At 40.3% G+C, this 14,429-nt stretch carries 13 protein-coding genes; 11 read left to right on the forward strand and 2 right to left on the reverse strand.

Annotation, left to right across the window (positions count from 1 at the left end):
* Window positions 1–24 precede the first annotated feature (24 nt).
* The 7 genes from sdaAB to G613_RS18300 all read left to right on the forward strand — a co-directional run bounded on the left by sdaAB (window position 25) and on the right by G613_RS18300 (window position 8,798).
* Complete coding sequence (sdaAB, locus tag G613_RS0101375; RefSeq protein WP_029230941.1) at window positions 25–693, forward strand: L-serine ammonia-lyase, iron-sulfur-dependent subunit beta; 669 nt, start codon at window positions 25–27, stop codon at window positions 691–693.
* A gap of 7 nt (window positions 694–700) precedes the next feature.
* Window positions 701–1,579 carry an L-serine ammonia-lyase, iron-sulfur-dependent, subunit alpha gene (sdaAA, locus tag G613_RS0101380; RefSeq protein WP_029230942.1) on the forward strand — a complete coding sequence of 293 codons (879 nt, stop codon included), beginning with the start codon at window positions 701–703 and terminating at the stop codon, window positions 1,577–1,579.
* A 110-nt stretch (window positions 1,580–1,689) separates the two neighbouring features.
* On the forward strand, window positions 1,690–2,412 hold the full coding sequence (locus tag G613_RS0101385) for a glycosyltransferase (protein WP_029230943.1): 723 nt from the start codon (window positions 1,690–1,692) through the stop codon (window positions 2,410–2,412).
* The gene (locus G613_RS0101390) at window positions 2,400–3,620 is read left to right on the forward strand and encodes a protoporphyrinogen/coproporphyrinogen oxidase (RefSeq protein ID WP_029230944.1); all 1,221 of its coding nucleotides are present in this window, start codon (window positions 2,400–2,402) and stop codon (window positions 3,618–3,620) included. The genes G613_RS0101385 and G613_RS0101390 overlap by 13 nt, the downstream gene beginning before the upstream one ends.
* Before the next feature lie 3 nt (window positions 3,621–3,623).
* Window positions 3,624–5,786, forward strand: coding sequence for a glycosyltransferase family 39 protein (locus G613_RS0101395; RefSeq protein WP_029230945.1), 2,163 nt, complete (start codon window positions 3,624–3,626; stop codon window positions 5,784–5,786).
* Window positions 5,787–6,027: 241 nt separating this feature from the next.
* Complete coding sequence (locus G613_RS0101400) at window positions 6,028–7,689, forward strand: cellulase family glycosylhydrolase (RefSeq protein WP_029230946.1); 1,662 nt, start codon at window positions 6,028–6,030, stop codon at window positions 7,687–7,689.
* A 197-nt stretch (window positions 7,690–7,886) separates the two neighbouring features.
* Window positions 7,887–8,798, forward strand: a complete 912-nt coding sequence (locus tag G613_RS18300; protein ID WP_029230947.1) for a class B sortase — start codon at window positions 7,887–7,889, stop codon at window positions 8,796–8,798.
* A 50-nt stretch (window positions 8,799–8,848) separates the two neighbouring features.
* Here the strand turns inward: G613_RS18300 and G613_RS0101410 are convergent, their stop codons facing one another.
* A complete protein-coding gene (locus G613_RS0101410) occupies window positions 8,849–9,097 on the reverse strand; it encodes a GlsB/YeaQ/YmgE family stress response membrane protein (RefSeq protein WP_242826114.1) in 249 nt (82 codons plus the stop codon).
* A gap of 166 nt (window positions 9,098–9,263) precedes the next feature.
* On the opposite strand from G613_RS0101410, the gene G613_RS0101415 reads away from it, so the two are divergent.
* The 3 genes from G613_RS0101415 (at window position 9,264) to G613_RS0101425 (ending at window position 11,498) form a co-directional block, all read left to right on the forward strand.
* The gene (locus G613_RS0101415) at window positions 9,264–9,590 is read left to right on the forward strand and encodes a hypothetical protein (protein ID WP_155828005.1); all 327 of its coding nucleotides are present in this window, start codon (window positions 9,264–9,266) and stop codon (window positions 9,588–9,590) included.
* Window positions 9,591–9,698: 108 nt separating this feature from the next.
* On the forward strand, window positions 9,699–10,313 hold the full coding sequence (locus G613_RS0101420; RefSeq protein ID WP_029230950.1) for an MBL fold metallo-hydrolase: 615 nt from the start codon (window positions 9,699–9,701) through the stop codon (window positions 10,311–10,313).
* 138 nt (window positions 10,314–10,451) lie between these two features.
* Window positions 10,452–11,498 carry a hypothetical protein gene (locus G613_RS0101425; protein ID WP_029230951.1) on the forward strand — a complete coding sequence of 349 codons (1,047 nt, stop codon included), beginning with the start codon at window positions 10,452–10,454 and terminating at the stop codon, window positions 11,496–11,498.
* Between the two features lie 58 nt (window positions 11,499–11,556).
* Here G613_RS0101425 and G613_RS0101430 read toward each other — a convergent pair whose 3' ends face one another.
* Window positions 11,557–12,768 carry an AraC family transcriptional regulator gene (locus tag G613_RS0101430; protein WP_029230952.1) on the reverse strand — a complete coding sequence of 404 codons (1,212 nt, stop codon included), beginning with the start codon at window positions 12,766–12,768 and terminating at the stop codon, window positions 11,557–11,559.
* A 134-nt stretch (window positions 12,769–12,902) separates the two neighbouring features.
* On the opposite strand from G613_RS0101430, the gene G613_RS0101435 reads away from it, so the two are divergent.
* Window positions 12,903–14,417 carry an MFS transporter gene (locus G613_RS0101435; protein WP_029230953.1) on the forward strand — a complete coding sequence of 505 codons (1,515 nt, stop codon included), beginning with the start codon at window positions 12,903–12,905 and terminating at the stop codon, window positions 14,415–14,417.
* Window positions 14,418–14,429 lie beyond the last annotated feature (12 nt).

Genomic DNA, 14,429 nt, shown 5'->3' on the forward strand with positions numbered 1-14,429 from the left:
TGAGGTGCTGACAAAGAGGTTTAAATGAACGTTTTTGATATTATAGGGCCTGTAATGATTGGGCCTTCAAGTTCTCATACAGCCGGGGCTGTGAGGCTTGGAAGAGTAGTTAATAAGCTGATAGATGATAGAAAGCTTACAAAGGTTGAGATTGTTTTATCAGGCTCTTTTGCCCAAACCTACAAGGGACATGGAACTGATAAAGCTCTCCTTGCGGGAATAATGGGATATAAGAGCTATTCTCCGGAAATAAGAGATGCTCTTGCTATAGCTGATGAAAAGGGCATTGAGTATTCCTTTACCAAAGAGAATATCAAGGATGCGCATCCCAATACAGCAGTGATAAAATTCTACCTTGAGGATGGCACTGTAGGAACTATGCAGGGTGCCAGCATTGGCGGCGGTAATATTCTGGTCAATCAGATTAATGGCATGAATGTGGAGTTCAACGGTGATAACAACACAATTCTTGTTATGCACGAAGACAAGCCCGGTGTTATCGCGAATGTTACCCATATGATGCATTTTGAACATGAGGATCTTAATATTTCCAATTTCCACTTGTCCAGACAGGAAAAGGGCGGAGACGCTATCATGACGATTGAGATTGATAACCAGCCGCCGGAGGAACTGGTGGATGAAATAAGGAAAATAGAACATGTCAAAAATGCCATATTGATAAGACGTGTGTGAGGTAGTAATGCTGAAATATGAATCAATAAATGAACTGGTCAAAGAAGCTGAAAATAGAAATGTCAGGATAAGTCAGCTCGTTTTGGAGGACCAGGCAAAGAGCATGGAGAAATCCCAGCAGGATATATATGAGAAGATGGCAAAGAGCTTTCAGATTATGAGAGAGTCCGTTAAGGATGGCCAGGCTAAAGACCAGAAGTCTACGTCAGGCCTGACCGGCGGAGAAGGCTATCTTATGAATGAATATGCTACAACCGGCGAAGGAGGCCTTAGCGGCAGCTTTATGACGAAAGCTATCGCCAGGGCTCTTTCTGTGGCTGGATGTAATGCAAGTATGGGTAAAATTGTGGCAGCGCCAACTGCGGGAAGTTGCGGAATATTGCCGGGATGTCTTGTGAGCCTTTTTGAGGATAAGGGTTATGATGAAAAAGATATTGTCATGAGTATGTTTACGGCAGCAGCTTTTGGAATGGTTATTGCAAACAGAGCAAGTATTGCGGGAGCTGCAGGAGGTTGCCAGGCAGAGTGCGGAAGCGCAGCAGCGATGGCAGCGGCAGCATTGGTTGAACTGGGAGGCGGAAGCCCTAAGCAGTGTGCGGATGCCTGTGCCATTGCAATATCAAGTCAGATGGGACTTGTATGTGATCCTGTAGCAGGACTGGTTGAAATTCCCTGTATAAAAAGAAATGCCTCAGGGCTTATGATAGCTTTTTCAAGCGCAGACATGGTTCTTGCAGGGATAGATGCCAAGATTCCTGCCGATGAGTGTCTTGATGCCATGGCTGAAGTAGGTGATTCGATGCCCAGAACGCTTAAAGAGACAGCTAAGGGCGGTCTTGCTATGACTCCGACAGGTAAGAAGCTTAGAGATAAGGTATTTGGCTGATATAGGCGCTGATTTTATGGCTGATTCGTCAGGAATGCATAGTTTGATATGAATATGTCATTATGATAGAATGAAGCGTTGAATATTGATAAAGGAATGACGAGATAATAATGAGTAGTAATCCTAAGACCATAATAGTTATGCCTGTTGCTAATGAGGCAGATACTATGGCACAGGTCATTGATGAGATAATGGCCCTTCCCTATGACAATTTGTTTTATTATCCGGTAATCGATGATTATTCCAAGGATGATACAGAGAAGATTATCAGAGAAAAAGCTGAAAACAATCCAAAGATAAAGATTATTTATTATAAGGAATCTAAGGGTGTTATCAGCTGTTATCTGGAAGGCTACAGACAGGCTCTCTTGGATGGAGCAGACAGGATAATCGAGATGGATGGCGGACTTAGCCATGATCCCAAGCAGATTCCAATGTATATGGACAAGCTGGATGAGGGTTATGACTGCGTTTGGGGATCCAGATTTATAAAGGGCGGCGGAGTTAGCGACCTGCCTTTGTATAGACGTATTCTTAGCAGCGGCGGAACGATTCTTGCCAATCTTGTTCTTGGTACCAGGTTAAAGGATATGACCAGTGGCTATGAAGCATTTCAGAGACATGTACTGGAGAATATCAATTTGGATCAGATTATGTCCACAGGCCACATGTATCAGACTGAGATGAGATACTATTGCAGAAATCTTAATTGTGTTGAGGTTCCAATTCATTATGTTGGATCTTCGACAGGACTTAAAGCCAGCACTGTAATAGAAGCTTTGGAAATACTTTTTAAACTTAAGAAACACGAAAGGTACATATGGAAAAAGTAAAGTACTTGATCCTTGGAGCCGGACCTTCAGGCCTTACACTTGGAAGAAGGCTGGCTGATAAAGGTGAAAAGAATTTTCTTATTATAGAGAAAGAGAACACTGTTGGTGGTCTTTGCAGATCTGAAACAGTGGATGGTAAGCCTCTTGATATAGGTGGAGGTCATTTCCTTGATGTTAGAAGACCTGCAGTATGTGAGTTTGTTTTTCGCTTTCTTCCTGAAAATGAATGGAACAGTTTTGACAGGGATTCAAGAATCAGTATCCACGACATGGAGGTTGGTCATCCTTTTGAAGCTAATATTTGGCAGCTTCCTAAGGAGTACCAGGATAAATATCTTGAGTCGATTAAGAATGCAGGATGCAATACCGGCAAGGAAAAGCCTGTTCGTTTTACCGAGTGGATCAGATGGAAGCTTGGTGATGAGATAGCAGAAAACTATATGCTTCCCTACAATAGCAAGATGTTTTCAGATACACTGGATGAGCTTGGAACTTACTGGCTTGAAAAGCTTCCGAATGTGAGCTATGAAGATACACTCAGGTCATGCCAGGAGCATAGAATGTATGGAACACAGCCGGGACATGCCCAGTTCTTTTACCCTAAAGAATATGGATATGGTGAGGCCTTTGTAAGAATTGCGGAGAGCATGAAGGAAAATGTCCTCTGTGGTCTTGGAGTTAAGAAAATTGACCTGGATAGCAGAACTGTAACTTGTGAGGATGGAAGAGAGATTCAAGCAGATACAATTATCACTACAATTCCTTGGGATAGCTTTGAGTTATCCGGTGTTTCCCATGAGTTTGCAGAAGCAGTTTCTGCACTTAAACATTCTGCCGTAGAAATAAGATATGTGGATGAGGATCCGAAGACTCCGGCCCATTGGGTATATGTTCCGGATTCAAACAAGCCTTATCACAGGATTTTGTGTAGATGTAATTTCTGTCCCGATTCCAAGGGCTACTGGGTTGAGACAGTCAAAAAGAGAACAGCGGCGTACGAAAACTCTGATTGGAAGGGCAATTATGCCTACATGAATGAGTACGCTTATCCTCTTAATACTATAGATAAGCCGGAGAAAATCAGGTTTATTCTTGATGAGGCCAGATCTAAGGGCGTGATTGGTCTTGGAAGATGGGGCGAACATGAACATTATAACTCTGATGTTGTTATGGAAAGAGCCATGAAACTTGCGGAGGAGCTTGGGTAAAATATGAAGAAGAGTGCCAAGATAATTGCATGCGCATTGGTTGTTTTATTGACATGCTTTGTACAGGTTATACTAGGCAAGAATACAGGACTTCAGAATAAGTCGGAGGATGTACATCCTCCGCTTTTTGATACACCTTCTTACGTGGAACTGTATGATGGAAATACTCTGAATATAGAGCTGACTGCTAAGGAAAGCTGCCATATGGGAAGTATGTCTGTTGTTTTGGTTAATACCAATCCGGAGGGAAAAGGAACAATTTCTTTTGTGTTGGATGATGCATCCGGAAATGAGATATGGACAGCAGAATTAGGTGAGTCTTCAGTGGTAATCGGAGAGTGGACCGGCATTGGAAACACCGATTTTTATCTTGAAGAGGGAGTAGTATACAGGCTTTTAGTTACTGCTAACGGATGTGATCCGTTTTTTATCAAGACTCAGCTGGACGCTACCAACAAGGTGCTACCTTTTAGCGAGAGCATTGAAGGCGTTGATACAGGTATTTCTCTGGGAACTACGTTGATTTCTGATAAGCCTTTAACTTATGCAGATGTTTTTTACCATTCAAGAATACTATCTGTTATCCTTGGACTTGCACTTATTTGTTTCATCGTTTTTGGCTATGGCAGATCTGTAATGGCTCTTAGGAAAGTGCCCGAACTCAAGGTGTTAGAGGGCTTTGGCAGTGATATCTTTTTAGGAGTGTTGTTCATCACTCTTTGCTTTTCTATATGGATCAACGGATATCTTGAGGGTATCAACATCAGTGCTGATTCTGCAGGGTACCTTAGAGAAGCTGTCAACATGGCGGCAGGAAACGGATTCCACTACGATGGGATTGCAGGCTACAAGAGTAGCTGGTTTGCAAACTGGCCAATCCTGTACCCGGCTATGATTGCACTTATGATGAAAATAACAGGACTTGAAGTATATGCGGCATCCAAGGTCCTTTCTATGGTACTTGTCGGAGTGCTGATACTTATTCTTAGGATTACTTACAAAAAGGATGCATGGTTTTATGCTATGTTTATGACCAATCTTGGTCTTATGTATTTGTACTGGTATTCCTGGAGTGAACTGCCATTCATCATCTTTATGGTGCTATTTGCCCTTAGCCTTCACAGAGTACTGGTTGATAATGAAAATAGGGTTTTGAATTATGCATTCCTGGGTATTAGCGCATTTTTATGTTTTCTGACAAGATATTTTGGTATATTTACATATTTCGTGATCGGGTTATATATGGCCCTGTTGATTGCTGATAATATTTGGGGAAGCAAGAAAGCCGATATAAGGAAGATTGTATATATGGGCATAACAGCTTTTATATCAGGCTGTATGTGCATTTTATATATGCTTAATAACAAGATCCAGAATGGTATGCCATCAGGTGTCTCAAGGTCAATGTGGTGGGATGATTATCAGACACTTACAGGAGATCTTGTGAAGGCTCTTTTGGCTGAGATATTTAATGTATTCCATATAGATGTTCCATCATACATTTCAGGCCTGTCCTATGGAAAGAGTGTACTGATTGTATTATTGGTTATAGTTATCCTGGCTGTGTTTGTGCTGGGAAATGCCAAGAAATTCTCGAGAGAATCTGTTTTTGTAACAACAGGAGTTGTTTATTACGGAATGTTTATAGTTATCCGCTACTTCTCATCAATGGATACTTTCTATTACAGATTTTTTGCACCTGCATCATTTTTACTTACTCTTGGAATTGCAGGTCTTTTGCTGGGAAAGATGAGAAATGTGAGATTTAGAAACGGATTATTACTTGCGGTTATAGCCTTTGTGTGTATCTTTGGCTGGAGCGATTATGCAGAGCATATTCGAACCAACAAGCTTCCGTATTATGACATTGTTCAGATGAACTGGGACGGAGACTACGCAGAAATTCCGGACAGGAGTGTGGTTATCTTCAGTACTCTGGATTACAGATCTCAGTACTACAGACCTGATGTGGTTGAAGGTACCATAAGTCCTGAGGATACAATGGATAGCCTTAAAGAGAGATACTTTGGAAGCAGCCAGATGTGCATTTTGACGTCTGATGCTACAGCAATGGTAGATGCAGGAATCTACGATAATAGTATCAATAAGGCAATAACAGATAACCTAGATGATGCTAAGAAATATTGCGTTATTACTTTGAACTAAGTATTCAAGGTTAATACTTGGCTGTAATAGTTGGTAAAGTACGATAATGATGTAACCGTTAAGCTGAATGATAGTACTAAGCAGTTTATAAATATCTGATATTGTGATTATTTTCAGATAACAACGAATAAAGTTGAAAAATTTACGAAGTTATTACGGAATTGTTAATGAATCATTGACAATTCCGTTTTTTTGATAATAATTATATATGTCGCGACAGAATAAATGGGAGGTGCTTAAAATGCACAATATTAAATGCATTAAGAGGGTATTTGCAGTTCTTTTAGCTTTATTTATTTGTGTTTGTGCGATACCGGCTAAATCAGTTTATGCTGCCGGAGGAACAGACAGAACAGCCGCACAGGTTGTCTCAGACATGACAGTTGGTTGGAATATCGGTAACAGTTTGGATTCATACGGACAGAGTTACAATTTCCCTTATACCAGCTCAAACGAGACATATTGGGGAAATCCTGCTACAACTAAGGCGCTTATCGACGAAGTTGCAAAGGCTGGTTTTAACACAATTCGTATTCCTGTTTCATGGGGACAGTATACAACCGGTTCAGACTACAAGATTCCTGATTTCTTTATGAACAGGGTAAAAGAGGTTGTTGATTACTGTATCGCTAATGATATGTATGTAATTCTCAATACTCACCATGATATCAATTCTGATTATTGCTTCTATGTACCAAACAATGCCAATAAGAGCCGTTCCGAGAAATACTTCAAGTGCGTTTGGACACAGATTGCAACACAATTCAAGAACTATGATTATCACCTTGTATTTGAGACTATGAACGAGCCTAGACTTGTTGGACATAGCGAAGAGTGGTGGTTCCCAAGAAATAACCCAAGTAATGATATCAGGGAAGCCGTTGCATGCATCAATGATTACAACCAGGTTGCACTTGATGCAATCAGAGCAACAGGCGGAAATAACGCTACAAGATGCGTTATGGTTCCAGGATATGATGCTTCTATCGAAGGCTGTATGACAGATGGCTTCAAGATGCCAACTGATTCAGCTAGCAACAGACTGATCCTTTCAGTACATGCTTACATTCCTTATTACTTTGCACTTGCAAGTGATACTTATGTTACAAAGTTTGATGATAATCTTAAGTATGATATTGATTCATTCTTTAATGATCTTAGTTCCAAGTTCCTCTCAAAGAACGTTCCTGTAGTTGTAGGCGAGACAAGTGCTACAAACAGAAACAACACAGCAGAGCGTGTTAAGTGGGCTGATTATTATTGGGGAACAGCTTCTAAGTACAGCAATGTTGCTATGGTTCTCTGGGATAACAACATCTACCAGAACAATTCAGCTGGTTCAGATGGTGAGTGCCATATGTATATTGATAGAAATTCTCTTCAGTGGAAGAATCCTGAGATCATCAGCACAATTATGAAGCACGTTGACGGAACTCCTGCTACTATCAATGGAAAAGAGATTCCATCACAGGAGCAGCCTGATCCAACACCTGTTGATCCAGAGCCTACACCGGTAGATCCTGATCCACAGCCTGTTGATCCTACACCTGTAGATCCTACACCAGTAGATCCACAGCCGGTTGACCCAACACCTGTAGATCCTACTCCTGTAGCAGGCGAACTTAAGGCAGAATACACAATCAACAATTGGGGCAGCGGATATCAGGTTCTTATCAAGGTTAAGAACGAAGGCACTTCAAAAGTTGATGGTTGGACTGTTAAGGTTAAAAAGAGCGAAGTTAAGATTGATTCAAGTTGGTGTGTAAACATCGCAGAGGAAGGTGATACATATGTAATCACTCCTATGTCATGGAATAGTTCACTTGAGAGCGGAGCTTCCGTTGATTTCGGAATCCAGGGCTCAGGCGTGATTGGAACATCTGTTAATGTGACAGTTCAGTAAATATGGGATTTATAATGGAGAGGCAGTCCGAAAGGGCTGCCTTTTCTTATGCAAATAAATTGTATTTATCCGGTTTAATTTGTTTTTTTATTTCACAGAAAAATCATTGACTTTTACATGGCTTTTTATATAAAATCATTAACTGTGCGTAAATTTTCGAGTGCTGTTAATTCGGCAGATAAGGTATAAAAAGAGCCATGCAGAACCTCTTATCGTCATTTAAAAAATTTAATAGTAACCACAGAAAACTTGTACCATTTATTATATATTTTGAGATTGCAGCTATTGTGCTGGCCAGTATTTTAAAGAGTGCACGCAAAAATTTTAAGGTGGTGGCGCTTACAGCTGTGATTATTGTGGCTATTGCTTTTGCCGCAGTTCATCTGAAGGCTACAGGCAAACAGTCTGATGCTCCGGATAAAGAAATTGTGGAGACTGTTTCTGTTGAAGAGATGTCCGCGGTATCCGCTTCTAGTGAGGAACCATTAGTAAATGCTGCGGTATCCGCTTCAAGTGAGGAACCATTAGTAAATGCTGTGGTATCTGAATCCAGTGATGAGGGCCTAATGCAGTTTATCAAGAACCATCCTGATGCTGTAGGCTGGATTTGGTTTGAAGATGATCTTCTAAGTTATCCTATTATGCAGGCCGGTGACAATGACAAATATGCCATTAAGGATTACGACGGCAATGATTCAGACACAGGAGCTCTTTTCCTGGATTATAGATCATCAGCGGACTTTAGTGACCCTAACTCCATAATATATGGGCACAACATGCGTAACCGTACTATGTTTGGAGCTCTTAGAGCATACAAAGAGAACCTTGAGTTCCTTGAATGTCACAAGTATTTCCAGATTATTACACCTGAAGGAACATCCAGATATTTGATATTTGCATTTATGGATGTGCCACAGCATTCATATATTTACGACGTTGTTGGAGCTAATCCATCTAATATGAGAGAGTTCCTTGATACTATTGAGTACAAGACCTACATTGATACAGGAATTGAACCAACTGTTGAGGATAAGATCATAACTCTTTCAACCTGTACAAAGTCAGATAGTTTGTTCTTTGTAATGTTTGCAGTTCAAATAGACAATTAAAAAATGGCTGTGCGTCTATCAAGGATGCACAGCCATTTGCGTTATGTCTTTTACTTAAGAAGCATTTTACCGCCATAGATTACGAGACATGATCCGATAACACCAACGATAAGGTTACCGACAATGCCGCTTCCATGGATACCAACAAGGCCAAGAACAAGGTTTCCTACGAAGCCTCCGATGATTCCAAGGATAATGTTGCGAAGAAGGCCTCCTTCACACTTCATAAATTGGCCGGCAATCCATCCTGCAAGTGCACCGATAATCAGACCGGTAATAAGACCCATTCCGTTTATCATATGTAATTCCCCTTTCAAATTCTTTTTTCAGAAAAGAGTATACCACAGTCCGGACAATTTTGTTTCATATATATGAGAAACTAATGAAATTTAGTTCTTTTCTAAATCTATTTACATTTATTTTGAGTTTTGGTATATTAACATCTGCGTGTCAAAAGGAGTTGTTATGTTTACAGGTAAATCGTTATTAAAAATGAGTGATTATTGTTTTCTTATGTCTGAAGAAGACAAGAGAAACTGCGAGGTGATTTCCAAGAAATCATCGCAGCATTGGCATATAGTAGAGTGCCTGGGAAAATACAGACTTTATCGTGCAAACAAGTATGAGTATAAGGTAATCGGAGATTATGTGAACATGCTTGAGTGCATGTTTGAAATCGAGGAAATGGATGCGCTAGAGATAAAGAAACAGCGCCAAAAGAAAAAAAGGCAGAATTTCCTTAATAGAATGTTAGAGAAGTATATAAATAAACCAATATTGTTTAATATTTGAGTAATGGAGGCTTTTGCGAAGTGAATTCGTGAAAGCCTCTTTTTTTCTATGCTTCTATATAGTATCATCAAAGAAATACAGAAATTACGCGAGACGGAGGGAGAAAGCATGGCGGCAAAATTACTTTATCAAGGACATGGCAGTGTGAGAATTGTTACAGAAGAAGGGAAAGTAATCTACATTGATCCGTTTATGGGAGATGGCTATGACCTTCCGGCAGATCTTATCCTCATGACTCATGGGCATTACGACCACACCCAGGATAATCTGATTACCGCAAGGAATGAAGGCTGCAAACTTATAAAATGGTCAGATGCGCTTAAAAATGGGGAATATAAGAGCTTTGACTTTGGATTTGTAAATGTTGAGACTGTGGAAGCAGGATACAACAAGAACCATCATGTTTCGGAATGCGTAGGATTCATACTTACATTCTCAGATGGCATAAAGACCTATCTGTCCGGTGATACATCAACAACACCATCAATGGTAAGATTTGCAGCTAAAAAGCTTGATTATGCGTTTCTTTGCTGCGATGGAGTTTACAATATGGATGTTAAAGAGGCGTCCAGATGTGCAGAGGTTATAGGCGCCAAGCATACTATTCCTTATCATATGGAACCGGTAAAGGATAAAAGCGGATTCGATCTTCGGGCAGCGGAAAGCTTTGAAGCTCCCGGAAAGATAGTACTTAGGCCGGGAAAAGAACTGGAGCTTAAGTAAGGGATTGTTGTAAAGTATATAAGAGTATATAATTGATTTGAGAGTATATAAAAGTATATAAGAGTATATACATGCTTTGGAAGTATATAGAAGTATATAAAAATATGTAGGAGCAGTTGACTTTAGGGGGAATAATTGATGGAACGTAATCCTTTTGTTTTGAACTTTGGAAAAGTACCAAAGCAGTATATCAGCCGTGAGTTGATAATAGATGAGATTGTTCAAGAAATGACTGAAGATGGGACGCAGAATAATTGTTTTATGCTAACCGGCACAAGAGGAAGCGGCAAGACTGTGACAATGACTGCAATCGAACAGCAGGTTCTTGAATCCGATGAGTGGATTGTAATCAGACTGAATGCAGAGAGAAATATGTTAGAGAGTCTGGTGGGCAAGCTCTATGACAGTAAGGAGTTTTTGACAAAGTTTGTTGATGCGAATATTAATCTTTCTAAGTTTGGAATAGGCCTTAATATAGGATCCAAGTCTCCGGTGGCGGACATCGAATCCGCATTGGAAATAATTATGAAAGAGATCCAAAGGAAGAATAAAAAGCTTCTGGTGTCAGTTGATGAGGTTTCAAACACTCCGGCTATGAGGGAGTTTGCAAGTAGTTTTCAGATATTGATAAGGGAAGAGCTTCCTATTTTCATGCTTATGGCGGGATTATATGAGAACATCAGCGATTTGAAAAATGAAAAGAATCTGACCTTTTTGTACAGGACACCGCAGTATGAAATGGAACCACTAAACCTTACGCTCATAGCTGACAGATATTTAAAATTGTTTGGCATTGACCAGGAAAGTGCCATGAATATGGCGATAATAACAAAGGGCTATCCTTTTGCATACCAGGCAATGGGTAAATATGTATGGGAAGAGAAAAACCATGAAGTGACAGACACTGTATTGGCCAAATTTGACGAGGCACTTAGCCATTATGTATATAAAAAGATGTGGTCAGAACTTTCTGAAAAAGATAAATGGTTTATGTCTTTTATAGTAAAAAAAGATGTCACGCCCGTTGCGGAGCTACTTGAAATTACAAAGCAAAAGAAAAATGAGTTTTCACAGTATAGGGAGAGACTCAGAGATAAGGGGCTTATTGATGTTTCAGATAGAGGCATCATAAAAGTAAAACTACCAAGATTCGATGCTTTTGTTAAAAGTGTTTCCAGGGAATGATGGAAGCTTCCGGCTATATCAGTTCATAATAGCAGTACAGCAAGAATTGATAAAGCTATTATAGGCTTACTATACGCGTTTTTCTATATTCTGAGGGCGTCAGATCATATATTTTTTTAAATACTTTCACAAAGTAATTGTTGTCAGAATATCCGACGTAGCTGCTGATCTCCTGGACCGGAAGATCTGTCTTTTTCAGGAGTCCGGCAGCTTTTTTGCAGCGCATAAGTGCGATGTACTCCGTCATGGTCCCGCCGGTTTCTTTTTTGAACACCTTAGACAGGTGAGAGATGGACATACTGGCATTTGCCGCCAGATCATCGTTTGATATATGGTCCCCCAGATGAAGATTGATGTATTCCATTACCCTCTGAATGTGGGGAGAATACTTGTCCAGAGACAGCTTGTGGTTGTGAACAGCTTTTGTCAGCTCAACGATCATATCGATCTGATAGCGCGTCTGAAGTTCTGCATTGTTTGTAGCGGATGAAAGCTGGGTGTATTTTTGGGTTATCTCATCTATTGTAATGACTGAAAGACCTGATTCTTCCGCAGCTTTTCTGGAAAGAGCTTTAAGTATTGCCAGACCATAGCCCGAGGCATAGTAGTTAAGAGTCTCTTTGGAAAAATCGGAAAGAGCCTCCGGACCGGACAATTTTTCAAATGCGGACAGGATGTTTTTGGTATCCCCGTTTCTTATCATCGAAAGGAACTGCTTTTCCTGATCATATCTCCTGTAGATTTCACTGTAATTCTTCTCGGACAGTTCTGTCTTATCATCTTCTTCAGATACATCCTGAATAAATCCCGATAGTCTTCTGTATGAATACTCACTTTCCGTAGGTGAAAAAGAGATTATGCATTTATTTACAACACTGGTGATCTGCTCGGTATACACAATGGGAAATGCTGTGTAATACAGCTTAAACGCCAATGATTTGGATGAGGATTCATCGTTTTTTGCAAGTACGGTTTCTGTCTTAAGCTCTGAATATTTCTCTTTTACATAAGGTCCGATTATATAAAACCTGTTATCAAACGTAAAAAAGGACAAGCAGATACCGAGCTGGTCTATGAGCTCATAGATCATGCTTTCTTTGGAGGAGGACAGAAGATAGTAAAGCGCCTTGCTTGTAAACATGGGCTGCATCTTTATGCTGAAGCAGTATTCCTTTTCAAAGGCGTAAAGAGAGCTGTCCATGTCTGTTGCATCCGTGACATCCACAGAGAGCAGGTTTTTTAAAAGAGCTGAAAAAAGAGTGTGGTCCATATTTATTCCTCAAAACAATAAAATAATACTAATCGAGATAAAATAATTCTAACATATTGCAAAACTAAATGATACTATGACCATAACAGGAAAGCTTTCAAAGATTATCATGCAACTGAAAGGGGTTAATAATAATGGGTAAGGGCAAATCTCTGATAAGAGAAGAAAATGGGGTAACCTATAAAAGAGCTAAAACCTGGCATATTGCGCTTGCAATGATGACAGGTGCAGGGCAGATGGCATTTTATCTGCTGATGAATGGTGCAACATATATTGGAAATTCCAACTTTGGAATTCTTGTTGCAGTTACAGGACTTATTATCACAGGATCAAGGCTTTTGGATGGAATTACAGACCCGGTAATAGCTTTTTTCCTGGAAAGATTTAATTCCAGATTTGGAAAAGTAAGATTTTCAATCATGTTTGGATGGCTTCTTATGGCCATTGCTACAACACTGATGTGTAATATAGGGGCAAAGCTGTCACTTACGGGTGCAGCGGGAATAGCATTTTTTGTCCTCTGCTATGTGATCTATATCATTGGTTATACATTCGTAAGTATAGCCGGCCAGATCAACATGAACATTCTGACCAACGATCCTAAGCAGCGTCCTACAATCGGTGTCTGGAGTACAACATATTCATATCTGGTTCCGATGATCATGAGCGTTGTGGCATCGGCTGTGATTCTCCCAAGATTTAATAACATTCAGGGAACAGAATACTTCGCAACTTACAATGTAGTGGTAATACTTGTTTCACTCTTTTTCTACATTCTGGCATGCATAGGAATTGCTCCATATGACATTCCCGAGAATTTCGAAGGAATCAAAAAGGATGGCGAAACCGATGAAAAGCCAAGCTTTAAGGATATGCTGGCTCTGATCAAAGAAAACAAAGAGCTTCAGAGATTCATCATGGCTGCAACATCCGATAAGCTGGCTCAGACAATAGGCTCTGCAGCGGTAGTATCCACGATGCTTAACGGAATCATGCTTGGATCAATGGCTATTTCATCAATTCTTTCTGCTGTGGCAATGCTTCCATCCATTATTTTCGCGATCATAGGTGCGAAGATTGCCGGCAAACAGGGTAGCCGAAAGGTCATGATCGACTGGACCAAGAATTGTATCGGACTGAATATCGCATTTGCGGTATATCTTTTATTCACACCTACAACTCTTGTGGGAACAGTATTCGGTGGCAACTTATCAACCGGAGCAGTTCTCATGGCAATCACTTATGTACTCTTTACATTTGGAAATAACGCAATGAAGATGGTTGTTTCTGTATCAACAAGCGCGTTCAGAATGGATGTTGTTGACTATGAGATGGATCGCTCAGGAAAATACATGCCTGCGACAGTATCCGCTACTTACAGCTTTATTGACAAAATAGTTTCATCCTTTGGTGCAACTATCGCAACACTCATGATCGGACTTATAGGATATACAACTACTGCGCCTCAGCAGGGTGATCCGCTTACCTTCGGCGTCAGAGTTATGACTGTAATACTTCTTATCGGATTCCCTATAGTGGGATGGATATGCACACTTCTGGCAATGAAGAATTCTGAGCTCACATACGAGAAGATGGAAGAGATCCAGAAGAGTATCGGCGAGAAGAAAAAGGCTGCAATGGGTCAGTAAAAAACTGGAGAG

Source organism: Butyrivibrio sp. VCB2006, from assembly GCF_000420945.1.
GTDB lineage: Bacteria > Bacillota > Clostridia > Lachnospirales > Lachnospiraceae > Butyrivibrio.